We start from the raw sequence: 22,805 nt of genomic DNA on the forward strand, positions 1-22,805 counted from the left end.
CGGCAGCCACGCCGAGCACCTCGGATGTTATAGTTTCGCGCCCGCCAACACCCCCTATTCAAACCCATGGAACTGATTGATATTTGTTTCAATTTCGCCCACAGCGGCTTCCGCGCGGACGAGCATGCAGTGCTCAAGCGCGCGCTTGAAGCCGGGGTCACGCGCCTGATCTGCACCGGTTCCGATCTCGAAGACAGCGAACTGAGCGTAACGCTGGCGGATCGATACCCGGAACACCTCTACGCCACCGTCGGCGTCCACCCGCATCGCGCCGTGACCTGGGGTGACAGCACCGCGGCGACCCTGCGCGCGCTCGCAAACGAACATCCTAAAGTGCGCGCCATCGGCGAAGCCGGGCTGGATTTCAATCGGGACTACTCGCCACGCGAGGTGCAGGAGCACGTCTTCGAGAGCCAGCTCGAACTGGCGATTGAACTCGGCCTGCCCGCCTTCCTGCACGAGCGCGAGGCGCACGACCGCTTCATTGCCATCCTGCGCCACCACCGCGACCGCTTGAGCCGAGTGGTGGTGCATTGCTTCACTGGCAACGAGGATGAGCTGACGGCCTATCTCGACCTCGATCTGCACATCGGTATCACGGGCTGGATCTGCGACGAGCGTCGTGGCCATCATCTACGCGAATTCATCCGCCGCATCCCATCTGACCGCCTGATGATCGAGACCGACGCCCCCTATCTGCTACCGAGAGATATGCGTCCCAAGCCACATTCACGCCGCAACGAGCCCGCCTACCTGCCACACATCCTGCAAGCCGTAGCGGAGGCAGTCGGGCGCACACCGGACGAGGTCGCGCGCCAGTCTACCGACACTGCGCGCGCCTTTTACGCCCTGGATTGAAACACCTGCTCGTCGCCCCCCATATCGAGAGAGGGCGCGACGACCGCGTCGGTCTAACGCAGCGCCCGTCTTCATACCGGCAGGCCCAACTTCGAACAACCTTCGACGAGGGTACCGACGGCTTGGGCCGGTCCCATGAAAATTTGATGTTTGTGGTGCCGCCTCCGCGCTATGCTAGTCGCGGATACACACGGATGCATGCCATGTCCCTGCAGCAGCACATCGAACAGACACTCTCTCGGGCACTGAGTCCAGAATTCATCGAGGTGATCAACGAGAGCGGCAATCACAACGTGCCGCCAGGCTCGGAGTCTCACTTCAAGGTCACCGTCGTCAGCGATCGCTTTGTCGGCCAGCGCCTGATCCAGCGCCATCGCACGGTCAACGAACTGCTTGCCGATGAACTCGCCGGCCCGCTGCACGCCCTTGCCCTGCACACCCTGAGCCCGGAGGAATGGTTCGAGCGCGCAGGCCAAGTGGCTGCCTCCCCGCCCTGCATGGGTGGCGGCAAGAGCTGATCGCGTGCATGGGTGACGTCATTCCCTTCAAGCGCCCCAGCGCCTCGGACACCCACCGGGGTAACACCTTGTGCCGCCGAGGTTTTCACAAGTGGGTCGTGGAGAAAGATCGCCAATTCGACGTCAAGCAGGGACGCCTCATAACCCTCTACCGCTGCTCACGCTGCGGCAAAACACGCCTCGAAACACACTGAGGGAACGCTAGGTTAGCCCGCGTCCGCGGCAAAGAAATCCCGCATGACCGGCGCAAAACGGGGCTCGTCGATCAGGAAGGCATCGTGTCCCTGCGGCGAGTCCAGGCCTGCATAGCGCACCCGCGCGCCGGCGCGCCGCAAACCATCGGCCAGCGCCCGCTGCTGGGATTCCGGAAACAGGGTATCGGTACGCACCCCGATCACCAACGCCTCAAGTCCGCCGAGACGTGCCAGCGCGGCGTCCAACTCGCCATCGCCATGATCGGCCGCATCGAAATCGTCCATCGCCCGAGAAAGCGCCAGATAGGCATTGGCGTCGAAGCCTAGTGCGAACTTGCTCGCATTGTGAGCCAGATAGGACTCAACCTCGAACTGATCCGCCGCCGAATGCGCAGACGCGCGTCGATGGCCGAAACGCTGCTCCCACTCCTCCGGCGAGCGGTAGCAGGAAATACCGAGTTTACGTGCCAGACGCATGCCATCGACGGGACCCGGCGCGGTGTAGCGCCCATCGGCCCAAGCCGGGTCCGCACGCACGATCTCGCGCTGCAGGGAACGCATGGCAATGGCGTGCGCACTGGGGTGGGCCGCCGAGCTGATCAGCACCAGCCGGTCGAGCATTTCCGGCGTCTGCAGTGCAAAGGCCAATGCGCTCATCCCGCCGAGCGAAGCGCCGACCATCGCCGATAAACGGCGCAACCCCAGTGCACGCAATAGTTCACGCCCAGCGGCGGCGATGTCCTCCACCGACAGGCGCGGGAAGTCGGGACCATAGGGTCGGCCAGTGGCCGGGTCAATCGATGCGGGGCCGGTACTACCGTAGCAACTACCCAGCGAATTGACGCAAATGACGTAGTGCCGGTTCGTGTCGAGCGGCTTGCCCGGTCCCAGCATGTACTCCCACCAGCCCGGCTGGGGATCGCAGACCGAGGTCGCAACATGCGCATTGGCCGACAGACCGCTGAAGATCAGTACCGCGTTGTCGCGCGCTGCATTCAATGTACCCCAGCTTTCGTAGGAGATTTCAAGTCGCGGTAGCACGCCTCCGCGATAAAACGAGAACGGCTTCTCCAGGCTAAGGCTACGCGTCCCGCGGGACGGCACGGGGCCATCGGCCGACGGTTGATTGGCAAGGACTGTTGAGGGCATCGGCGCACGTCCTATTTTCCGAGTGTGGCAGTCAACTATTCTGCCATTCTCGCCAATCGGGGATCGAAATACCAGCCCGTCACACCCCTGCCGGCGCCGCCCAGAAAGCCAAACGATCCGGCTCGCGTATCAGTCCGTGCGCGACCAGCAACGCCGCCGCACTCCAGGTTTGCCGTGTGTTCGCGCGGCGTCCGACCAGACGGCCGTGGCGGCCATCGTAGTATTCCGGCCAGTCGTCCACCAAGAGCCGCGGCTCAGCGATCTCCAGAGCGCGACGCGCCAGATCGCCGCGGCCGGTGCGCATGGCCGCACCCGCGAAGGTCCATAGCAACGCCGGCCAATTGCCGCCGTTATGATAGGACCAAGGCGTATTTTTGGGGTCCGAACCCGTCAGGAGCTGCCACTCCAAACCCGCCATGGCGGGATAGATCAGCTTCACCGGCATGCGGCCCACCAAATCCGACCACTGGGCCTCGTAAAGATTCATGATCGCCTCGGACTGAGCAGGCGTCGCCAGACCGAAGATCACCGATAGCAGATTGCCAAAGGCGAAAAAGCGGAAATCCATACGCCCAGGTCCTAGGTTGCCGAGCAGATACCCGCCCTGATCCGGCAACCAGTCCACCACCCAATCCGGGATGCTCTCCGGATAGATGTTGAGCGGATTGGCCGCATCCTGGCCAAAGGCCTCGGTCTCGTAGCGATGGATTTCATTGAGGCGGGCCAGATCGAACCAATAAAATTGGCGCACATACTCGGTCAACTGGACGCGACGTTTCACGGCATGCTCCAGCATCGGAGTCGTCGCTTCGTTCGGTATCAGCAGCTCGGACAGCGCATTGAGGCTGCCGAAAAAAAGTGCCTGTATCTCCAGAGGATGGCCGTACACGCCCATGCGCCGATCAATCATGAACGAACCATCAGGCACCAGCAGGGTGGGAAACACCTCGAAGCGGTCGTTGAGCAGCACCCCCAGAATCGACTGTAATCCACGCTGAAACGCGCGGTCCGCTGCCAGCTCGGTGTCGCCGGTCACGTGTACATAGGCCTGCAACAACAGCACCCACCACATCATCGAATCCACCGGCGCCACGCGGCCAATGGCTCGATCACCGAAATCAGCATGCAATGACTCATGCCCGTCGGCCAGGCGCTCCACACGGAAACTCGCCGGCATCACGCGCGGCAGCCCGCGATGTCCCTCCATTTCCTCCTGCAGATCGCGGATGCGCAAGGCCACGCGCAGAAAATTGCGCACCACGTCATACCGCCCCTCGAACAGGAACACCAGGGCCGAGGGCACGAAGTCGCGGATGAAGCAGTCGGCGTAATTTTCCGCCGCGGTCCAGGTACTCAATGCCGCACGCGTACCCACGGGGTCGCCATCGAAATAAATCAACGACTCGGTCAGCAGCCGATGCGCCTCCCGCATGGCCTCGGTTTCGATCGGCATTGCCAGCACGTGTTCGCTCACTCGATTCTCCAGGCTAGGGTCACCCGTACGCGTCGCATATGGGAAGGAATACCCCGGAGACTACTGGAGCGCGTCGCAGGGTACTAGCGTTCCCTATCGGCGTAGAGGTAATCGCGCGTCGTCGGGACCGCGCCATGGGCGCGACTAAGCTGGATGTGGAACACCACGAGATCGCGCCACAGGAAAGATCCCTCACTGACCGCGAGATAAAACTCCCACATCCGACAGAAACGCTCACCCATGCGCTCAGCGATTTCAACGCGATGGGCCTGGAAACGCCGATACCATTCGGCCAACGTCCAGGCGTAATGCAGGCGCAGAATTTCGACATCGGTCTGCATCAGCCCAGTACGTTCGACCTCGCGGCTGATCTGGGACAGCCCCGGGATGAAGCCACCGGGAAAAATGTGCTCGCGGATCCAGGCATTGGTCGCACCGGCCTCATTGTTCGCGCCGATGGTGTGCAGCAAGGCCACGCCGTGCGGCGCCAGCAGCGACTCGACTTGACCGAAAAAGGCCGAGTAGTTCGGCTCGCCCACATGCTCGAACATACCGACGCTGACGATACGATCGTACTGCCCGGTGTGTTCGCGGTAATCGCGCAAGTGGAAATGCACGCGGTCCGACACCCCACGGCGCGCGGCCTCGGCCTCGGCCACTCGTAGCTGCTCCTTGGAGAGCGTCAGCCCATCGACCTCCACGTCGGCATGTTCCGCCAGGTAGATCGCCAGCCCGCCCCAGCCCGAGCCGATATCGAGGATGCGTTCGCCAGGTTTCGGCTGCAATTTACGCATGATGTGCCGACACTTGGCCTGCTGCGCGGCCTCCAGACTCATGTCTTCCCGCTCGAAGTATGCACAGGAATAGAACATGCCTTCGTCCAAAAAAGTGCGGAACAAAGATTCGTCGAGATCGTAATGATGCGCCACGTTGCGGCGTGCCCGCCCGATCCGGTTGCCCTCCTGCACCAGCTTCACCAGTGGTAGGATTACCCGTCCGAGCCCGTGTGGCGGCGCCTCGGTGAAGCTGCTCATCAGTACCCGCAGCAGATTGCGCAGACCGCCCTGGCCGGGGTCCCAGCCACCGTCCATGTAGGTTTCGCCAAGCTCGTATTCTGGATCCTGCAAGATACGGCGCAACGCCGAGCGGCGATGGATCACCAATTCGGCACGGAGATCACCTTCCCCGAAATGCAGGGTTTCTCCATCCGGCAGGCGCACGGATAGACGTGCGCCACGGATACACCCCGCCAGTAATCGCCGCAGCAAGCTGGCTGGAGACAGGACAAGCGGGTGTTTGTGAAGCGTGGTCGCGGCGGGCCGCGTTGACCCGCCAAGCTCTTGAGATCGTCCGGACATGGCTCCCTCATCGGCAATACGCATCATGGACATTTAAAGATGGTCGGTCATTTCTGGCTCCCGAACCATCACCTAAACTCTATAGACAAACACGCGTGCAGAAGGTCCCCACTCACCCATCATAATTAATGATCGACAAATTCGACCGACAAGGCACGAACCCAGTGCCAACATACGAGGAGCAAATCCCATGCCCGGAATCGCCGCCCCACTTCGCTACCTGCCCTCACTCACGCTGGGCGCATGTCTGCTCGCTGCCCCGGCAAGCCACGCAGAGGCCCCATTGATGGTCAAACTGCCCCGTTTGACACTGGATACGGCACAGCACATCGCCAAGACCGCCTTGCTTTCCTGTCGCGCCAAGGGCGTGTCGGTTGCGGTCACCCTGCTTGACCGCGGTGGCAATGTGCAGGTCGTGCTACGCGATACTCTGGCCTCGGACCTCACGCTCGCAATCAGTCGCGACAAGGCCTATACCGCGTTATCCTTCAACCAGCCCACGGCTGCGCTGAGCGCGCGAGCGGAAACTCCGCTTGGCCGCATGCCCCGGATGGCGATGTTCGCGGGTGGCCTGCCCATTCATGCAGGTGGTACCCTCGTCGGCGCAATCGGGGTTAGCGGTGCGCCATCCGGGGAAACCGACCAAGCTTGCGCGAAGGCCGGGATAGACAGCCTGCAGACCGACCTCGACATGGCCGGCGGCTAAACCCGTCACGGAACGACATATGAATCCCCAGCAAACCACGGGGGCCAGAGGAACCGCATGTTCGGAAATGATCGCGGCCAGATTCGCCGCTACTACATCGAGACTTGGCAGCGCCATTGCCGTGGGGAACCGCTCGATGCCCTCGGCCTCCAGATCGCCGACGTCATCGCGGTGCACCCCGAATACCACGCACTGTTTTCGCCCGATACCGATGTCCTTGAACGCGACTATGGCCCGGATGACGGCATGGGCAACCCCTTCCTGCATCTCGGCATGCATCTCGCCATACGCGAACAGGTCGCCACCGACCGACCACAGGGACTGGCAGAGGTCCACCGAAGGCTGTGTCTGCGTCTGAACGATATTCACGAGGCCGAACACGGATTGATGGAATGCCTGGGGACCGCGCTCTGGGAGGCACAGCGCTCGGGACGCGCACCCGACGAGACGGCATACCTGGAATGCGCTCAGCGACTGGCCAGAAGCACTTAGGGAGCGCCCGGCCTCAGGCGCCGAAAAGCCGCTGCCACCAACGACGACGGTTGTTTGCCAGCGGCATCGCATCGGCCAGATCGACCGGCGGCACCAATGACAGCACCCAACCCGGCGGCGGCGGATGTACGCTCGAACCACAGGACGAACCCAGGTGGTTCGGGTCAAAAATCTTGATCAGACGCGGGACGTCCAAATCGTCGGCATAGACGATGCCGCAATAATCATGATCGTGCTCGCGCCTCAGCAAAGCATCGATCTCGTCGATAAAACGCACCACTGCATCGGCGTCGGCCGGCACCTGGGGAGGCGGCTCGCCAACGGCGTAGACATACCAGCCCTCGCCCGCACGCGGCTTGAGGTGCGACCAGAAGGCATCGAGCTGCGGCCAGCGCAGTATGCCAACGGTACGCCCTCGATAGAGGGTCTGAAAATCGATTGAGGGGAGGGAGTGGGGGTCGGATGACACGGAGTCAACCTGCTGGCCTGTCCACGTGCCCGAGCTGCAGACGCATCCCGAACACGCGGACTGCCCGCCGAATCAGATGAACAGGCAAATGTCGCTTTCGCCGGCGAACTCAAAGAAGGTCGCGGCGCCGCCGAATTCGATGCCGTCGACGAAGTCGGACGGGTTCATGTCAAACAGGTCCACCGTCATCTGGCAAGCGACCATGCGAACCTCGGCCTCTTGGCAAAGCTCGCGCAGCTCCTCAAGACTGGCCACACCCTTGGCCTTCATCTTGTTCTTCATCATCATGGTCATCATGCCTTCCATGCCCGGCAGCGCAGTACCGAGAATGGGGAACCACTTGTCCATACCCAGGGGCATGGGCATGCCGGGATTGCCCAGCGGGCTGACCTTCAGATCGAGTTTTTTCTTGAGCAGCTGCAGGCCATAGAAGGTGAAAAACACCTCGGTGCTATAGCCGAGCGCCGACGCCGTGGACGCCAGAATAAAGGGAGGATACCCCCAATCCAGAGTGCCCTTGGTCGCTATGATGGCGAGTTTTTTCTCAGACATTTTCCACATCCTCCGCGAATAGATCGTAATGCTTATGCTAATATTCGAATGATTCTCCGATTAAGACGCTGTGTCAAGACTGCCCCAGGACGCGCGTCCCGGCCCCCTCACCCGCTTTGACACGCAACCAGACGAAGCGTCGCTCGGCCAGCCAGAAACCGCCGAACAGCAATACGACATACAGGGCATCACCCGCCATCGCGTTACGCAGGAAGGGAATGCCCGCCACATAGGCCGCCATCAGCCCTTCGCCGGTCTTCGGATACAGGCCCATCACCCACCACGAACCGAAATTGCTGAGCAGGAAGAAGGCCAGCGCCCCTGCCAAAGTACCGGCTGCCACCCGGCTCACCGTACGGCGACGACGCAAAGCGAAGCCAATCAGTACGCTAACCGCAAAACCGGCGTACACGAAGGCCATTCCTGAATAGAAACCGATCACCCAATCGCTGATCAGGAGGGCGGCGAACGGCACCAAGAAGGCCAGCCGACGGTCATCAAGATGGGCGCCGGCGAACAGTGCCAGCGCGGCGACGGGGGTGAAATTGGGCCAGTGGGGTAGCAATCGCAGCGCGGCCACTGCAAAAATCAGCAGACTCAGCGTCAGCAGGCGTGGCGTCATGGTCGGGTCTCCGGAGGGTTCGGTCAACCCGCGATTCTAGTCGTTCCAGAGCTGCGCCGCACCCCTGACACCGCTGGAATCGCCATGATGGGCGATCGTCAGGACGGTATCGACCCGATCGGAAAACACGTACGCCCCCCAACGCGACGACACCGTCGCGCACAGGTCGGGGATATTCGATACACCACCACCAAGCACGATCACATCCGGGTCGAGCAAATTGATCACATGGGCCAATCCACGAGCAAGACGGTCGGCATGGCGATCCAGCGTAGCCACCGCCAATGGGTCACCCGCAATGGCGCGCGTAACCACGGCCTCTCCCGTCTGCGCCCTACCACCACGCTCAGCATGGTCCCGAACCAGCCCCGGCCCTGAGAGGAAGGTTTCCAGGCAGCCGTGCCGCCCGCAATAACAGGCCGGACCTGGACGTTCCTCATCACATGGCCAGGGCAGCGGGTTGTGTCCCCATTCGCCGGCAATGGCATTGCCGCCCGTCAACACGCGCCCGTCGACCACGATACCGCCACCCGTACCGGTCCCCAGGATCACCGCGAATACCACGCCCGCGCCGGTCGCGGCACCGTCCGTCGCTTCCGATAGGGCGAGGCAATTGGCATCGTTGGCCAGGCGTACCTCACGACCGAGGCGCTGTGCCAGATCGCGCAACAAGGGCCGGCCATTGAGACAGGTGGAATTGGCGTTCTTGATCAGGCCGGTGGCCAGTGAGATCGCCCCCGGGGAGCCGACGCCCACCCGGCAACGCATCCCGAGCGTCGCTTCGGCGGCCTCGACCAGCGCACCAACGGTCTCGATGGTGGCGGTATAGTCGCCCTGCGGGGTCGGCACGCGACGGCGCAGGTGCTCGTGACCGACCTCGTCGAGCACGGCCACTTCAATCTTGGTGCCACCCAGGTCGACCCCCAGGCGCCACATTCAGCCTTCCTCCCCACCGGGGGCATCAGGCTTCCGCCAATAGACCTCGCCCGCCCCACCCTCACGCGCAAGCACGCGGGCAAGCACGAACAACAGATCGGACAGGCGGTTAAGGTAACGCCGCAGGGCCGCATCCACCGGCTCACGCCGATTGAGCGTCACCAGCGCACGCTCGGCCCGCCGGCAAACCGCACGCGCAAGGTGACAAGCGGATGCCGCACGCCCCCCTCCCGGCAGGATGAATTCGCGCAGCGGCGGCAACGAGTCATTGAAGCCGTCGAGTTCGCGCTCCAGACGCTCGCTCGCGTCGAGCCCCATCAGCGACTGCCCTGGCAAACTGAGCGAGCCGCCGAGCACGAACAATTCGTGCTGCACGCGGGTCAGGCAGGCACGCACCGACTCGGACAAAGCTGCCTCGGCGAGCACCAGCGCCAACGCGCTGTTGAGCTCGTCGACCTCACCCATGGCGACCACCCGAGGCGCGTCCTTGGGCACGCGCGAACCGTCACCGAGCCCGGTGGTGCCGTCGTCGCCGGTGCGGGTATAGATACGCGTCAGCCGATTGCCCATCAGAAGGTCCCGAAGTTGTAGCGGACGCCGACCTTCGCGCTGCGCGTCGGCGCGAGATAGGCGATACCGGTGCCATAATAAGCCGGAACATAATAAGTGTTGAGCAGATTGTCGACGGAAGCACGCACGACCCAGGCGGGATCGATGCGCACGGTCAAGGCGAGGTTACCCAGCACGTAAGGATTCAGGGTCTGCCCACTGAAATCGTCGCGGCGACCGGTGTAGATCCAGTCACTGCCGAGCTGCCAGCGGCCGGCGTCATAGGCCAGACGAGCACGGTAACTGTGCGAAGCACGCCGCAGCAGGCGCTGGCCCGTACTGAGATTGAGCGGGTCCTGCCAAGTCGCGTCCAGCGCCAGACTGAGGCCGTCGCGCAACCAGGACCAGCCCGCGGTCACCCCACGGATGCGCGCCTGCTGCACGTTGCGATTCTGGTATTGATAGCTCGTCGGATTGACCAATACCGTCTCGATCAGTTCATTGATGTCCTGCTGATAGGCCGACAGATGCAACTGTCCCATCGCACCCAGCCCCGTCCGCAGGTCGGCCTGCACGCTGCGCGAAACCTCTGGCTTGAGCGCAGGATTGCCGCCGTAACCGTATAGGTCGTTGAAGGTCGGCGCACGGTAGCCAGTCCCGGTGGACACATCGAGCGTGGTGTTGGCCGCAAGGCGATAACCCACGCCCAGATTCCAGGTGTCGTGCCCACCAAACTGGCTGTCGTCGGTGCGACGCACCGCCGTCGTCAGCCGCCAGGCCCCCATGCGCTGCTGCCACTCGGCATAGCCCGCGCCCGTACGGCGGTAGTCGTTATAGGCCGTACCGTAACTCAGGCTGGCCGCATGACTGCGCGCATGACTGGCACCCATCAATACTCGCGTGCCGCCAGCGGCGTAGGCCAGCTCGGCGAAGACCTGGTTGCGAGTGCTGTGCGCAAAATCGTAGGCGCTGGGATTGGAAGTTTCGGGCTGATCCTGATTGAGTACGTTGCGCGTCTGCAGCACCCCGCCCTTGACACGCCAGTCCGCCGTCAGCGGTAAGGCGAAACGCAATGCAGCGGTCTGGTGCAAATACTGTTGTGACGACAAACCCAGCGGCGAGTAGGGCGGATAACCGCTGGCATAGGCGCCGCGCCCGCGACTTTGCCAGAGATTCATGCGCAGCGCCGCACCGCCCGCATGCACATCGCCATACGCGGTCACCGTCCGATTTGAATACGGCGCCGGCTGGCTCATCCCCTGCACGGGTGGCGTGCCCGCCGAATGCTCGTGGCTGACCGTGGCACCCGCAGCGGCGTGACTGTTGGCGGCATGCAGGCCGAGTGAACCGGTGCGCGTACCCCAGCCACCCCAGGCGCCGGCCAGATGCCCGCCCACGCCGGCCGGTTGGCGGGTAATGATATTGACCACGCCACCAATGGCATTGGAGCCCCAGAGCGTGGACAGCGGCCCCTTCACGACCTCGATGCGCGCGATGTCCGCCGCAGGCATGTCGGCCCAGGGCGCACCGCCTGTCGTCGAATCGTTTACCGGCACCCCATCGATGAGCACCTTGACCATATTGCTATTGGTGCCCTGCAGGAACACTGAGGTCAACTGCCCCGGCCCACCGCTGGCAACCGTGTCGAATCCAGGATAAAAACGTAGCACGCCCGCGACCGTACTGGCGCCGCTCGCCTCGATTTCGCGATGCGTGATCACACGCGTCGGCACCACCGCATCGGAGGCCGGCTGTTCGAACCGTGTGGGCGTGATGATCAGCACCGGGGGTTGACCGGCTGCTTGTGCGACTTGGAGCGTCGAGAACAATGCCAAACCGGCACTGCCGATGAATACAAAACGATGATGCATGGTGGCCCTCCGCGCACCTGGATGGGGGATATTCGCGGAGGTAGCGGAGTCGCGCCGGGGCGAAGCACCGGCGCCATTCCCCTGCCGCCCGCCGCGACCGGAACGTACACACCAGGGCCGGTCTCCGGGCTGATGGGCGCGATGCCGAGACATCCGCAGCGAACCGCCTTCCCATGCGCTTGGCGCACAGTGGCCTTCCGGTTCGCCTTGACCCAATCACCGTTGCGGGGGCAGCGCCGGCCTTGTCCTCAATGGACGCACCGGCTTCCCGTTTAACCCCGCGCGAACGCGGGGCACCCTGGTGTTGATATTGTCGAAATCCGGCGGTGCTGGCACCGCCGGCGGGCGATCTTAGCAGCTTTGACCCGAAGCGGGGCGCTCAGGCCATCAGGCGATTGGACGCGGCGGGGTACACCAGCTCGGCGCATGACTCGACTGTTTCCTCGCCACCCACACGGCGATCGATGAACAAGCTGTTGCCCGGACTGCGCTTGGCCATGCACTTGACCTCGCTCGCGCGCGCGGCCACCTCGTGGTGATTCATGAAGGCGCCAGACGATATCTGCACCACGCCGATGGACAATGACAGTAACTCGTGGAACAGCTCACGTCCCTGGCGATCCGGCGCCAGAATGCCGCCAGCCTCACGTTCGGTATCGTCGTAGAAACTGGGGGCCAGCGATTCGAAGCGCGCCAGCACGGCCTCCAGCGTCGGCAACCAGCTGGCCGAAGCGAGCACCAGCACGAAATCGTCGCCGCCCACATGGCCCACGAAATCGGTGCGCGGATCGATGGATTCGCTGAGCAGGCGCCCCATCTCGCGGATCACATGATCGCCGCGTGCATAGCCGTAGTAATCGTTGTAAGGCTTGAACGAATCCATATCGCAATAGGCGACCACGAAATCGATGCCACGATCAAGATAGATATCGATTTGCTCGTTGACCGGCACGCTGCCCGGCAACTGGGTCAGCGGGTTGGCATAGCGTGCGTACTGGATCTGCAGCTCGGTTAACCGACGCAGCAGATCGATGACCGTACCCAGACCGAGGTAACGTCCCTGCTCATCGGTAATGATGAAGTCGCGGTCCCAATCGTCCTCAATCTGGCTGGTAACCAGCTGACTGAGCTGCTCCAGCGGCGTGTCCTGAGAGACCATCAGCGGCTGGCCATCCATAAAACCGCGGATGGGTTTGCGCGCATTCAACTCACGCACGTAACGCCGTGCGTAGAAATCCATGATCTGATGTCGGCGGACGATACCGACCGGGCGATCGCCGTCGGCGACCACCACCGAACGCAGCTGCGGCTCGCGTTGGAACAACTCGACCACGCTCGGCAACGGCGTCGCCGGCGAGATCGCCGTGGCACGATGCAACAAGCCACGCGCCGTACCCGCCCGATGGCGCGGCGCAGGTACCCGGCAGGTACCGCCCAGCTGCGGCAGCGAACGCGGCGGGTGCTGGGTCGGACGCTGCAGGTAATAGCCCTGCGCCAGCTCGATGCCCAGTGAGGCGATCACCGCATACTCCTCGCGGGTCTCGATACCCTCGACCACGAGGTGACTGTCCAGCTCCTTCGCGATCTCGCGCATCGAGCGCACGAACTGGCGCTTGACCGGGTCCTCGTGGATATTTTGCGCAAAATGGCCATCGATCTTGACGTATTCGGGGCGCAGCTCGGTCCAGTGACGCAGCCCGCCGTAACCGGAACCGAGGTCGTCGATGGCAATGGCAAACCCCATTTCTCGGTAGTGGCCCACCGCCTCCTGCATCACGCGATAGTCCTTGATCGGCGTGTGCTCGGTCAGCTCAATGACCACGCGTTCCGGAGACACTCCGGCGGCCTCCAGAAACTGAAGTGTGCGCCCGCGCGGACCATCTGCCTGCGTGATGGTCTCCGGGGTCACGTTCAAAAACAGCCGCCCCGGTAAATCGAGCTGGCCGAAGCGTTCGATCGCCAGGCGTCGACACAGGTGATCAAGCTCCGATAGCGCACCGCAGGCCATGGCCGTATCGAACAAGGTCAACGGGCTGTGCAGAGGGCTGTCGGAAGGCCCGCGGATCAGAGCTTCGTAACCGAAGACCCCGCCTTCCGCCACGTCCGCGATCGGCTGGAACAGGACGTGCAACTGGCGACTGGCCAGCAATTCACGCAAGGGTTCACATAGGAGATTCGACATGGGCGATCGTCATCAGACGGATATGGACCTGTATCCATATCATTTTCTTATGACTCAACAATGACAATCGCCCACGCCGTCAAGCCGGTTAACCTCCCGCAATGGCCCCGATTTCCGCGCGCAAAGCGCGGGCCGAAGCCACCATTTCGCGCAGCGAAGCCTCCACTTCAGGCCAGCCCCGTGTCTTGAGTCCGCAATCGGGATTGACCCATAGGCGCGACCAACCCAAACGCCCTGCCGCCGCATGCATCAGCGCCTGCATGCGATCAGAAGCCGGCACGTTCGGCGAATGAATGTCATAGACACCCGGTCCGATCTCGTTGGGATACTCGTAATTGGCGAAGGCATCGAGCAGTTCCATATCCGAACGCGCGGTCTCGATGGTAATCACGTCGGCATCCAGCGCGGCGATCGCCTCGATGATGTCGTTGAACTCCGAATAGCACATATGCGTATGGATCTGTGTCGTGTCGTCCACACCGGAGGTCGCCAACCGGAAGGCTTCCACGGCCCAGTCCAGATACACCGGCCACTCCGCGCGACGCAGCGGCAGACCCTCGCGGAAGGCCGGCTCATCGACCTGGATCACACCGATACCCGCCTGCTCCAGATCGCCGACCTCCTCACGCAAAGCCAGCGCGATCTGCCGGCAAACCTCGGCACGTGAGATATCGTCGCGCACGAAGGACCATTGCAGAATCGTGACCGGCCCCGTCAGCATGCCCTTGACCGGGCGCTCGGTGAGCGACTGCGCGTATACGCTCCAGTCCACCGTCATCGGCAATGGCCGGTTCACGTCGCCGAAGATCACCGGCGGCTTCACGCAGCGCGAACCGTAGGACTGCACCCAGCCGTGCGCGGTCGCCACGAAGCCCTCCAGGCGCTCGCCGAAATACTCCACCATGTCCGTGCGCTCCGGCTCACCATGCACCAAAACGTCGAGACCATAGTCCTCCTGAGCACGGATCACATGCTTGATCTCGCGGCGCAGGAAATCCTCGTAACCGGCGTCATCCAGACGTCCGGCGCGCCAGTCGCGGCGGGCGGCGCGGATTTCCGCGGTCTGTGGGAACGAACCGATGGTCGTGGTCGGCAACGGCGGCAGGTGTAAACGAGCCTGTTGCACTTCGGCACGCACCTCATAGGGGTGCGCGCGATGAGCCGCATCCGGCGGCAGTGCCGCCAGACGCGCCGCCACGTCGGCACGATGCACGCGCACCGAGTGCCGGCGCGCCTCCAGGGCCGCGCTGGCCGCCGTCAAGGCCTCCTCCGCCGCGTCACCGTTCAATACCTGACGCAGGGCCACCACCTCGTCGAGCTTCTGACGCGCGAAGGCCATCCACGAACGCAGCTCGGGATCGAGTCCCATCTCCTGCGACAGGTCGACCGGCACATGCAGCAGCGAGCAAGACGGCGCCAACCACAAGCGGCCATTGCCTAGACGCTCGGCCAGCGGCGCGAGCCGCCCCTGCAATGCAGCCAAATCCGCGCGCCAAAGATTACGGCCGTCGATCACGCCGGCGGACAATATCTTGTAGGCGGGCAACAGGTCCGCCGCCTGCACCAATTCGTCGGCACGCACCGCATCCAGGTGCAAGCCATCGATCGGCAGACTGCAGGCCATCGACAGATTTTCCGAGAGGGCGCCGAAGTACGTCGCCAACAGGCGCTTGGGGCCGCCTGCCTGCAAACGGTTATAGACCGGCTCGAAGGCCGCGCGCCAGGCCGGCGGCAGATCCAGCACGAGCGCCGGTTCGTCGATCTGTACCCACTCGACGCCGAGCCCCGAAAGGCGCTGCAGGATTTCGCCATAGACCGGCAACAATGCATCGAGGAAACCCAAACGTTCGTCCGCGCCGCCCTTCATCTTACCGAGCCACAGATAGCTGATCGGCCCCAGCAGCACCGGCTTGACCCGATAACCCTGCGCCTGCGCCTCGACCACCTCGTCGAACAAAGCCTCGCTGGCCAGTCTAAAGCGCTGATCAGGCGCGAATTCTGGGACGATGTAGTGATAATTGGTGTCGAACCACTTGGTCATCTCACAGGCATCCGCCGGCTCGCCGGTCGGTGCGCGCCCGCGGGCCATGCGGAAATAGGTGTCGAGATCGACGCTCGCGCCGGCCTCGCCGAAACGCGGCGGCACGCAGCCGAGCAGCGCGCTCGTGTCGAGCACGTGATCGTAGAGCGAAAAATCGCCGACCGGGATGAAATCAAGACCCGCATCCGCCTGGTCGCGCCAGCGCGCATCACGCACCGTCCGCGCCTCTGCGAGCAGCGTCTCGCGCCCGATCTTGCCGGACCAGTAATCCTCAAGCGCACGCTTGAGCTCGCGCCGCGGGCCGATCCTCGGGTAACCCAGGTTGTGTGCCGTCGTCTTCATCACCGCCGTCCTTGATCCAATTGCAAAGATGGCAGTGTGCCCAGTGACGAACTTGAGTACAATTTCTAATTATTCACCTAAACATGAATTAAATTCATCATGACGATTGAGCTCAAACACCTCCGAACCTTGCTCGCCCTGCATCGTGCCGGCACTTTGGCGGGCGCGGCTGAACGACTGCACCTGACGCAGTCCGCACTCTCGCATCAGATCAAGGGGCTGGAGGGCGACCTCGGTGGCCCGCTGTTCGTACGCAAGAGCCGACCGTTACGCCTGACCCGCATCGGCGAGCGCCTGCTCGCCTCGGCGGTGCGTATCAGCCGCGAGCTGGACGAACTCGCGCGCGACCTCAGTCAGTTCGCCGACGGCGGCGGGCGCCTGCACATTGCCATTGAATGCCACAGCTGCTTCGCCTGGCTGACCCCGACGATGGAGCGTTACCGCGAGGATTGGCCGGCGGTAGAGATGGATCTGACCCTGGCCTACAGCTTCGCGCCGCTGGCCGCGCTCGCTCAGGGCGATGTCGATCTGGTCGTGACCTCGGACCCCGAACCGCGTACCGGGCTGACCTACCATCGGCTGTTCGACTACGCCATGCGGCTGGTGGTCGCGCCGCAGCACCCGCTGGCTGGGCGCGCCTGGGTCACGCCCGCCGATCTGGCTGGCGAAACCCTGATCACCTACCCCGTCGCGCCGCAGCGACTGGATGTGTTCACCCGTTTTCTGGACCCGGCCGGTGTCGCGCCGGCGGCGGTGCGCACCTCCGAATTGAGCGAAATGATCCTGCAACTGGTCGCCAGCGGGCGCGGCGTCAGTGCCCTGCCCGACTGGGCCCTGCGCGACGTGCCGGCCGGGCGACGGCTGGTGACGCTACCGTTGGGTCGCGAAGGGTTAGCCTGCACGCTGCACGCCGGCATCCGCGAGAGCGACGCGGAGCGCCCCTATGTACGGGATTTCATCGCCGTCACCCGCCGGCTGGCGGGTGGGTCGGCCGAGGGCGCGGCCTGAAGCCACGGCGCACGGACTCAGGCTGCCTCGTTGCCCTGATCGCCACCGGCCCGAGGCTGGCTGGCGGCCGTGCGACTTGTCAGCACCTCGCGAAAGCGCGCCCCAAGGTCGCGTTCTTTTTCCATCCGCCTCTTGAAGCGCACCGTGTTTTGCGCGAACGCGCGCAGATCATCACGAAGCCCTGTGCCCCCATCGCATCAAGGCGAAACCGCCGATCTCGAAATAGATGATCGGTCAGCTTGACGAAGGCGACCCTGAGCGCCATCCGTGCGATCGAGGTGCGTCCGCAGACCAAAAAGGTGCGTTTACTGGCCCGCATGGTGCGGGTCCAGCGCCAACCTGTCGCGCAGGACCATCGCCTCGCGCCGGGGTCTGCATCAGGACCATCGATCCTGATCGTCTGCCGCTTTTACTGGAATGTACGCCGGACACGGCAAAACCCGGTCTTCGCCGGACGCCTCGGAATGCCTTGATATGACAGCTCGATGGCATGCGCCGCCAGACAAAATTTCCTGCGCACGCACTGCGATGGTGCCGTCTCGCGCCCTTTTCGCCACGCCTTCGTCCACAAGCCATGCACAGTTTGTGCACAGATCATCCACAAGCCATCCACAGACAGATCCACATCATATTGTGTGATTGACCGACTACAATACACATCCTATAGTATCGGCACAGACCGGCACCACCACCGGCACACACATCAAATTCCGCGCCACTCAGGGGGATCCCCATGCGTACCGAAAGCCAATCACCGTCCGCCCAGACCGCCCGTGCCGCCGAGCTCATCGACGAGACCAGCGTCACCCGCCAAGGCGGCACCGCTGGCCAGTACCGGGTGATTCGCCGCAACGGCAAGCAGACCCATTTCGACGCCGACAAGATCAAGGTCGCCATGACCAAGGCCTTCCTGGCCGTCGAGGGCGGCAGCGCCGCCGCCTCCAGCCGCATCCACGAGACCGTCGACGCGCTCACCCGGCAGATCGCCGAGGGCCTGTTCCGGCGCATGCCCGACGGCGGCACCGTGCACATCGAAGACATCCAGGACTATGTCGAGCTGGCGCTCATGCGCGGCGGCGAGCACAAGGTCGCCCGCGCCTACGTGCTCTACCGTGAACAGCAGACGCAAAAACGCGCCGCCGAAGCCGCTACCCGCCAGGCCGAGCAGCCGACCACCGCCGCCAGCGGCCTTTCGGTGACGCTGGCCGACGGCAGCCGCGCCCCGCTCGACACCGTGCGCCTGCAAGCGCTGGTGGACGAGGCCTGTGCCGGCCTGGACGACGTCGATGGCGCCCGTGTGCTCAAGGACACCCTGCGCGGCCTGTACGACGGCATCAAGGCGCAGGACATCGGCCAGACCCTGACCATGAGCGCGCGCACCCTCATCGACAAGGACCCCAACTACAGCCTCGTCGCCGCGCGCCTGCTGCTCGACACCCTGCGCAGCGAAGCGCTCGGCTTCCTCTCCGGGCTCGCCGAGACCGCCACCCAGGCCGAGATGGCCGTGCGCTATCCCGAATACTTCGCCGCCTACGTACACCGCGCCATCGAGCTGGAGCTGCTCGACGAGGAACTCGGCCGCTACGACCTCGCCCGCCTCGGCGCCGCGCTCAAGCCCGAGCGCGACCGGCTGTTCACCTACCTCGGCCTGCAGACCCTGTACGACCGCTACTTCATCCATAGCCAGGGCCATCGCTTCGAGCTGCCGCAGGCCTTCTTCATGCGCGTGGCCATGGGCCTGGCCATCAATGAGGTCGACCGCGAAACCAAGGCCGTCGAGTTCTACGAGCTGCTGTCCTCGCTCGACTTCATGAGCTCGACGCCGACCCTGTTCAACGCCGGCACCCTGCGCCCGCAGCTTTCGAGCTGCTACCTGACCACCGTGCCCGACGACCTCGACGGCATCTTCGCCGCGGTCAAGGACAACGCCCTGCTGTCCAAATTCGCCGGCGGACTGGGCAACGACTGGACCCGCGTGCGCGGCCTCGGCGCCCACATCAAGGGCACCAACGGCGAGAGCCAGGGCGTCGTGCCCTTCCTCAAGGTCGCCAACGACACCGCTGTGGCGGTCAACCAGGGCGGCAAGCGCAAGGGCGCGGTGTGCGCCTACCTTGAAACCTGGCACGTCGACATCGAGGAATTCCTGGAGCTGCGCAAGAACACCGGCGACGAACGCCGCCGCACCCACGACATGAACACCGCCAACTGGATTCCCGACCTGTTCATGAAGCGCGTCGCCGAGGAAGCCGAGTGGACCCTGTTCTCGCCCAACGAGACGCCCGACCTGCACGACCTCGTCGGCCTGGCCTTCGAGACCCGCTACGCCGAGTACGAAGCCAAGGCCGCGCGCGGCGAGCTCAAGGTCTTCCGCAAGATCAAGGCCATCGACCTATGGCGCAAGATGCTGTCCATGCTGTTCGAGACCGGCCATCCCTGGATCGCCTTCAAAGACCCCTGCAACCTGCGCTCGCCGCAGCAGCACGTCGGTGTCGTGCACAGCTCCAACCTGTGTACCGAGATCACCCTCAACACCTCCGACGACGAAATCGCCGTGTGCAACCTCGGCTCGGTCAACCTCGCCCAGCACGTCACCGAGCAGGGACTGGACACCGCCAAGCTCGCGCGCACCATCAAAACCGCGATGCGCATGCTCGACAACGTCATCGACTACAACTACTACAGCGTGCCCCAAGCACGCCGCGCCAACCTGCGCCACCGCCCCGTGGGCCTCGGCATCATGGGCTTCCAGGATGCCCTGTATAAGCTTCGCCTGCCCTACACCACCGAGGCCGCGGTCGAATTCGCGGACCGTTCCATGGAGGCCGTGTCCTATTACGCCATCGAAGCCTCCACCCACCTGGCCGAAGAACGCGGCGCCTACAAGACCTTCGACGGCTCGCTATGGAGCCGTGGCATTCTGCCCATCGACTCCCTCGCCCTGCTGGAGGAGACCCGCGGTCAGTACATCCAGATCGACAAGTCCAGCACGCTCGACTGGAGCGGCCTGCGTGAGCGCGTCAAGACCATCGGCATGCGCAACTCCAACACCATGGCCATCGCACCCACCGCGACCATCTCCAACATCTGCGGCGTGTCGCAGTCGATCGAGCCGACCTATCAGAACCTGTTCGTCAAATCGAACCTGTCCGGCGAATTCACCGTGATCAACCCCTATCTCGTCGCCGACCTCAAATCGCGCCACCTGTGGGACGAAGTCATGGTCAACGACCTCAAGTATTACGACGGCTCCGTCGCCGCCATCGACCGCGTGCCGGACGACATCAAGGCCCTCTACGCCACCGCCTTCGAGATCGACGCACGCTGGCTGGTCGAAGCCGCCTCGCGCCGCCAGAAGTGGCTCGATCAGGCCCAATCGCTCAACCTCTACATGGCCGAGCCCTCCGGCAAGAAGCTGGACAATCTCTACAAGCTCGCCTGGGTCCGCGGCCTCAAGACCACCTACTACCTCCGCTCCCTCGGTGCCACCCACATGGAAAAGGCCGCCACCCGCAGCGCACCCGCCGCCGTGGAAGAGGCCCCCAAGGTCTGCTCGATTCTCGATCCAGAGTGCGACGCCTGCCAGTAACACCGCAGGCCGGGCGGCGGCGCTTACCGCCGCCCCCGCCCACCGAGCCAACCGATTGCAAGAGGTACAAGACATGCTGAACTGGGAAGACCCGCTGACCACCCGCCCCGCCGCCCCCGCGCCAAGCCGCGCGCCGCAGGCCGAGGCCGCCGACAGCCGCCCCGAAACAGGCGCGGACGCACGCCCCGCGCCAGCCGCCGAGCCCGCGCACGCCATCCGCCCGGTCAACCCTGACGACAAGCGCGTCGTCAACGGCCTCACCGACGTCAACCAGCTCGCGCCGTTCAAATACCCCTGGGCGTGGAACTACTTCCTCAACGCCAACAAGAACCACTGGACGCCACTCGACATCAACATGGCCTCCGACGTACACGACTACTTCCACAAACTCACCCTGGAAGAGCGTCACGTCTACGAAAACGTGCTCGCCTACCTCACCACCTCCGACATCCTCGCCATGCGCAACATCGGCCTCGCCGTCATGGAGAAAATGTCCGCGCCCGAGCTGCAGATCTATCAGGCCCGCCAGGTCTACGAAGAAGCCCTGCACACCTGGACCTACCAGCACTGCATCGAGACCATCGGCCTCGACCAGAGCGAGATCTACAACCGCTACCGCGTCGTGCCCGAAATCCACGCCAAGATCCGCATCGCCAACCGCCGACTCGACTCCGTGATGCGCCCGGATATCGACCTGCGCGACCGCGGCGAGCTGATGAACTTCCTCATGGCCTACATCTTCTTCGCTGCCGTCTTCGAGGGCACCTGGTTCTACAACGGCTTCACCCCCGTCTTCGCCCTGCAACGCCGCGGCCTGATGAAGGGCACCGCCGAACAGCTGCAATACATCATGCGCGACGAAGTCATGCACGCCAGCTTCGGCATCCGCGTCGCCAAGCAGATCATGCAGGAGGAAAACATCCGCCCCGACCCCGCCGCCATGCGCGAAATGTGGGACGAGGCCGAGGCCGCCGAACGCGCCTATGCGCACTACCTCCTGCCCGACCCCATCCTCGGCTACACCGCCGAAATGCACAGCGACCAGTTCCGCTTCATCGCCAACCGCCGCGCCAAACAGCTCGGCCTCGAAGAGCCCTACCCCGACGCCGAATGCGCCGTCGAGTGGCTGGACGAACAGGCGAACCTACGGAAAGAGAAAAATTTCTTTGAGACGCGGGTGACGGAGTATCAGACGGGGGGGCGTTGAGTTGGGATTGAATGTCAGTCACAGCATTAAGTGATTCATTTCACAGCATCTGGTGATTCTGAGAGCAATTCTCGTTTGGGATGGAATCTCATCAAAGCCATCGGCATTCTTGTCGGTGGCTTTTTTTATGGCTGAAAATTTTGAGAACAGCTGACACTGCATTCAAACTGAGACTCAGTATTTTGTGTCTATAGCGGCATTTACCGAATGCCTTTAACCGGCTGCTGAGCAGACCTTCAGGACATCCTCACACATGCTGATGATGCAGGCACGATAGTCGTTCTTCTGCTTTAACTCGACGTAGTGCCATTGATTCAAGGTGTGCTTCTTAAGGCGAAAGCCGACGTCGATCGCGATGCTCGACTGGGTGCTGTGGCTGCGTTTGTCGATCTCGAAGCGGCATTCCGTGTTCCACTCAGCGATCAGGTCTGTGGCGTTGCCCATAAATCGTGAGAGTTCCGTTTGCCACCAGCGCTCCCAGCCGGTGATCCCCAACTCGTAAAACTCATCCAATGCAGTCTTTACACGGCGTGAGTTGAAGAACGCTCGCATAACATCGTGGACTTTGTCCAAGTCATGACTGGAAAGCGCCATCGTTGTTCCTTGTGTATGCCTGGCTTCGATGCCGAGCACAGAACGGTGGGAAGATGAGAGATGCCTGGCACCTTACGAGTGCGGTTGCTCGTCGATC

The 22,805-nt window shown here is 63.3% G+C and carries 20 protein-coding genes, 1 pseudogene and 1 riboswitch; of the genes and pseudogenes, 9 read left to right on the forward strand and 12 right to left on the reverse strand.

Annotation, left to right across the window (positions count from 1 at the left end):
• Positions 1 to 66: 66 nt before the first annotated feature.
• The 3 genes from BI364_RS12795 to BI364_RS17550 all read left to right on the forward strand — a co-directional run bounded on the left by BI364_RS12795 (position 67) and on the right by BI364_RS17550 (position 1,570).
• Positions 67 to 858 (forward strand): TatD family hydrolase, encoded by a 792-nt coding sequence (locus tag BI364_RS12795; RefSeq protein WP_070079081.1) that lies wholly within the window; start codon positions 67 to 69, stop codon positions 856 to 858.
• A gap of 203 nt (positions 859 to 1,061) precedes the next feature.
• Positions 1,062 to 1,376, forward strand: a complete 315-nt coding sequence (locus tag BI364_RS12800) for a BolA family protein (protein ID WP_070080063.1) — start codon at positions 1,062 to 1,064, stop codon at positions 1,374 to 1,376.
• Positions 1,377 to 1,384: 8 nt separating this feature from the next.
• Entirely contained in the window at positions 1,385 to 1,570 is a 186-nt protein-coding gene (locus tag BI364_RS17550; RefSeq protein WP_083251381.1) for a hypothetical protein, read from the forward strand.
• Between the two features lie 12 nt (positions 1,571 to 1,582).
• On the opposite strand, the gene metX is transcribed toward BI364_RS17550, so the two are convergent.
• The 3 genes from metX to BI364_RS12815 all read right to left on the reverse strand — a co-directional run bounded on the left by metX (position 1,583) and on the right by BI364_RS12815 (position 5,551).
• Positions 1,583 to 2,719, reverse strand: a complete 1,137-nt coding sequence (metX, locus tag BI364_RS12805) for a homoserine O-acetyltransferase MetX (RefSeq protein ID WP_070079082.1) — start codon at positions 2,717 to 2,719, stop codon at positions 1,583 to 1,585.
• 79 nt (positions 2,720 to 2,798) lie between these two features.
• Entirely contained in the window at positions 2,799 to 4,172 is a 1,374-nt protein-coding gene (locus BI364_RS12810; protein ID WP_070079083.1) for a glycoside hydrolase 100 family protein, read from the reverse strand.
• Between the two features lie 104 nt (positions 4,173 to 4,276).
• Positions 4,277 to 5,551, reverse strand: coding sequence for an SAM-dependent methyltransferase (locus BI364_RS12815; RefSeq protein ID WP_083251551.1), 1,275 nt, complete (start codon positions 5,549 to 5,551; stop codon positions 4,277 to 4,279).
• 190 nt (positions 5,552 to 5,741) lie between these two features.
• On the opposite strand from BI364_RS12815, the gene BI364_RS12820 reads away from it, so the two are divergent.
• Together BI364_RS12820 and BI364_RS12825 are read left to right on the forward strand one after the other, a co-directional pair.
• Positions 5,742 to 6,257 carry a GlcG/HbpS family heme-binding protein gene (locus BI364_RS12820; RefSeq protein ID WP_070079084.1) on the forward strand — a complete coding sequence of 172 codons (516 nt, stop codon included), beginning with the start codon at positions 5,742 to 5,744 and terminating at the stop codon, positions 6,255 to 6,257.
• Between the two features lie 57 nt (positions 6,258 to 6,314).
• Positions 6,315 to 6,749 (forward strand): DUF1841 family protein, encoded by a 435-nt coding sequence (locus BI364_RS12825; protein WP_070079085.1) that lies wholly within the window; start codon positions 6,315 to 6,317, stop codon positions 6,747 to 6,749.
• A gap of 13 nt (positions 6,750 to 6,762) precedes the next feature.
• On the opposite strand, the gene BI364_RS12830 is transcribed toward BI364_RS12825, so the two are convergent.
• The 8 genes from BI364_RS12830 to metE form a co-directional block, all read right to left on the reverse strand.
• Positions 6,763 to 7,218 (reverse strand): hypothetical protein, encoded by a 456-nt coding sequence (locus BI364_RS12830; protein WP_070079086.1) that lies wholly within the window; start codon positions 7,216 to 7,218, stop codon positions 6,763 to 6,765.
• A gap of 72 nt (positions 7,219 to 7,290) precedes the next feature.
• Positions 7,291 to 7,770 carry a sulfur carrier protein DsrE2 gene (dsrE2, locus tag BI364_RS12835; protein WP_070079087.1) on the reverse strand — a complete coding sequence of 160 codons (480 nt, stop codon included), beginning with the start codon at positions 7,768 to 7,770 and terminating at the stop codon, positions 7,291 to 7,293.
• 73 nt (positions 7,771 to 7,843) lie between these two features.
• A complete protein-coding gene (locus BI364_RS12840; RefSeq protein WP_070079088.1) occupies positions 7,844 to 8,392 on the reverse strand; it encodes a DUF6580 family putative transport protein in 549 nt (182 codons plus the stop codon).
• 36 nt (positions 8,393 to 8,428) lie between these two features.
• Entirely contained in the window at positions 8,429 to 9,328 is a 900-nt protein-coding gene (locus BI364_RS12845; protein WP_070079089.1) for an ROK family protein, read from the reverse strand.
• Entirely contained in the window at positions 9,329 to 9,898 is a 570-nt protein-coding gene (locus tag BI364_RS12850; RefSeq protein WP_070079090.1) for a cob(I)yrinic acid a,c-diamide adenosyltransferase, read from the reverse strand. It abuts the gene before it with no gap.
• Positions 9,898 to 11,748 carry a TonB-dependent receptor plug domain-containing protein gene (locus BI364_RS18950; RefSeq protein WP_070079091.1) on the reverse strand — a complete coding sequence of 617 codons (1,851 nt, stop codon included), beginning with the start codon at positions 11,746 to 11,748 and terminating at the stop codon, positions 9,898 to 9,900. Before BI364_RS18950 ends, BI364_RS12850 begins: the two co-directional genes overlap by 1 nt.
• 98 nt (positions 11,749 to 11,846) lie before the next feature.
• Positions 11,847 to 12,064, reverse strand: a riboswitch (cobalamin riboswitch).
• 63 nt (positions 12,065 to 12,127) lie between these two features.
• A complete protein-coding gene (locus BI364_RS12860) occupies positions 12,128 to 13,930 on the reverse strand; it encodes a GGDEF domain-containing protein (protein WP_070079092.1) in 1,803 nt (600 codons plus the stop codon).
• Positions 13,931 to 14,018: 88 nt separating this feature from the next.
• A complete protein-coding gene (gene metE, locus BI364_RS12865; RefSeq protein ID WP_070079093.1) occupies positions 14,019 to 16,313 on the reverse strand; it encodes a 5-methyltetrahydropteroyltriglutamate--homocysteine S-methyltransferase in 2,295 nt (764 codons plus the stop codon).
• Positions 16,314 to 16,412: 99 nt separating this feature from the next.
• Between metE and BI364_RS12870 the strand changes: the two genes are divergently transcribed.
• The 4 genes and pseudogenes from BI364_RS12870 (at position 16,413) to BI364_RS12885 (ending at position 22,114) form a co-directional block, all read left to right on the forward strand.
• Positions 16,413 to 17,321, forward strand: coding sequence for a LysR family transcriptional regulator (locus tag BI364_RS12870; protein WP_070079094.1), 909 nt, complete (start codon positions 16,413 to 16,415; stop codon positions 17,319 to 17,321).
• 239 nt (positions 17,322 to 17,560) lie between these two features.
• A complete protein-coding gene (locus BI364_RS12875) occupies positions 17,561 to 17,794 on the forward strand; it encodes a hypothetical protein (protein ID WP_070079095.1) in 234 nt (77 codons plus the stop codon).
• 347 nt (positions 17,795 to 18,141) lie between these two features.
• Positions 18,142 to 20,907: pseudogene (locus BI364_RS12880) on the forward strand (ribonucleoside-diphosphate reductase subunit alpha); the annotation flags it as partial.
• Positions 20,908 to 20,980: 73 nt separating this feature from the next.
• On the forward strand, positions 20,981 to 22,114 hold the full coding sequence (locus BI364_RS12885) for a ribonucleotide-diphosphate reductase subunit beta (RefSeq protein ID WP_070079097.1): 1,134 nt from the start codon (positions 20,981 to 20,983) through the stop codon (positions 22,112 to 22,114).
• A gap of 213 nt (positions 22,115 to 22,327) precedes the next feature.
• On the opposite strand, the gene BI364_RS12890 is transcribed toward BI364_RS12885, so the two are convergent.
• The gene (locus tag BI364_RS12890; RefSeq protein ID WP_070079098.1) at positions 22,328 to 22,708 is read right to left on the reverse strand and encodes a hypothetical protein; all 381 of its coding nucleotides are present in this window, start codon (positions 22,706 to 22,708) and stop codon (positions 22,328 to 22,330) included.
• Between the last annotated feature and the right edge of the window lie 97 nt (positions 22,709 to 22,805).

Origin of the sequence: Acidihalobacter yilgarnensis (assembly GCF_001753245.1) — a bacterium.
GTDB classification, from domain to species: domain Bacteria; phylum Pseudomonadota; class Gammaproteobacteria; order DSM-5130; family Acidihalobacteraceae; genus Acidihalobacter; species Acidihalobacter yilgarnensis.

What these genes read in the sequence shown, in the direction of transcription:
- BI364_RS12795 (WP_070079081.1), top strand. Translation starts at nt 67, where the DNA reads ATGGAACTGATTGATATTTGTTTCAATTTCGCCCACAGCGGCTTCCGC.
- BI364_RS12800 (WP_070080063.1), top strand. Translation starts at nt 1,062, where the DNA reads ATGTCCCTGCAGCAGCACATCGAACAGACACTCTCTCGGGCACTGAGT.
- BI364_RS17550 (WP_083251381.1), top strand. Translation starts at nt 1,385, where the DNA reads ATGGGTGACGTCATTCCCTTCAAGCGCCCCAGCGCCTCGGACACCCAC.
- metX (WP_070079082.1), bottom strand. Translation starts at nt 2,719, where the DNA reads ATGCCCTCAACAGTCCTTGCCAATCAACCGTCGGCCGATGGCCCCGTG.
- BI364_RS12810 (WP_070079083.1), bottom strand. Translation starts at nt 4,172, where the DNA reads ATGCCGATCGAAACCGAGGCCATGCGGGAGGCGCATCGGCTGCTGACC.
- BI364_RS12815 (WP_083251551.1), bottom strand. Translation starts at nt 5,551, where the DNA reads ATGTCCGGACGATCTCAAGAGCTTGGCGGGTCAACGCGGCCCGCCGCG.
- BI364_RS12820 (WP_070079084.1), top strand. Translation starts at nt 5,742, where the DNA reads ATGCCCGGAATCGCCGCCCCACTTCGCTACCTGCCCTCACTCACGCTG.
- BI364_RS12825 (WP_070079085.1), top strand. Translation starts at nt 6,315, where the DNA reads ATGTTCGGAAATGATCGCGGCCAGATTCGCCGCTACTACATCGAGACT.
- dsrE2 (WP_070079087.1), bottom strand. Translation starts at nt 7,770, where the DNA reads ATGTCTGAGAAAAAACTCGCCATCATAGCGACCAAGGGCACTCTGGAT.
- BI364_RS12840 (WP_070079088.1), bottom strand. Translation starts at nt 8,392, where the DNA reads ATGACGCCACGCCTGCTGACGCTGAGTCTGCTGATTTTTGCAGTGGCC.
- BI364_RS12845 (WP_070079089.1), bottom strand. Translation starts at nt 9,328, where the DNA reads ATGTGGCGCCTGGGGGTCGACCTGGGTGGCACCAAGATTGAAGTGGCC.
- BI364_RS12850 (WP_070079090.1), bottom strand. Translation starts at nt 9,898, where the DNA reads ATGGGCAATCGGCTGACGCGTATCTATACCCGCACCGGCGACGACGGC.
- BI364_RS18950 (WP_070079091.1), bottom strand. Translation starts at nt 11,748, where the DNA reads ATGCATCATCGTTTTGTATTCATCGGCAGTGCCGGTTTGGCATTGTTC.
- BI364_RS12860 (WP_070079092.1), bottom strand. Translation starts at nt 13,930, where the DNA reads ATGTCGAATCTCCTATGTGAACCCTTGCGTGAATTGCTGGCCAGTCGC.
- metE (WP_070079093.1), bottom strand. Translation starts at nt 16,313, where the DNA reads ATGAAGACGACGGCACACAACCTGGGTTACCCGAGGATCGGCCCGCGG.
- BI364_RS12870 (WP_070079094.1), top strand. Translation starts at nt 16,413, where the DNA reads ATGACGATTGAGCTCAAACACCTCCGAACCTTGCTCGCCCTGCATCGT.
- BI364_RS12885 (WP_070079097.1), top strand. Translation starts at nt 20,981, where the DNA reads ATGCTGAACTGGGAAGACCCGCTGACCACCCGCCCCGCCGCCCCCGCG.
- BI364_RS12890 (WP_070079098.1), bottom strand. Translation starts at nt 22,708, where the DNA reads ATGGCGCTTTCCAGTCATGACTTGGACAAAGTCCACGATGTTATGCGA.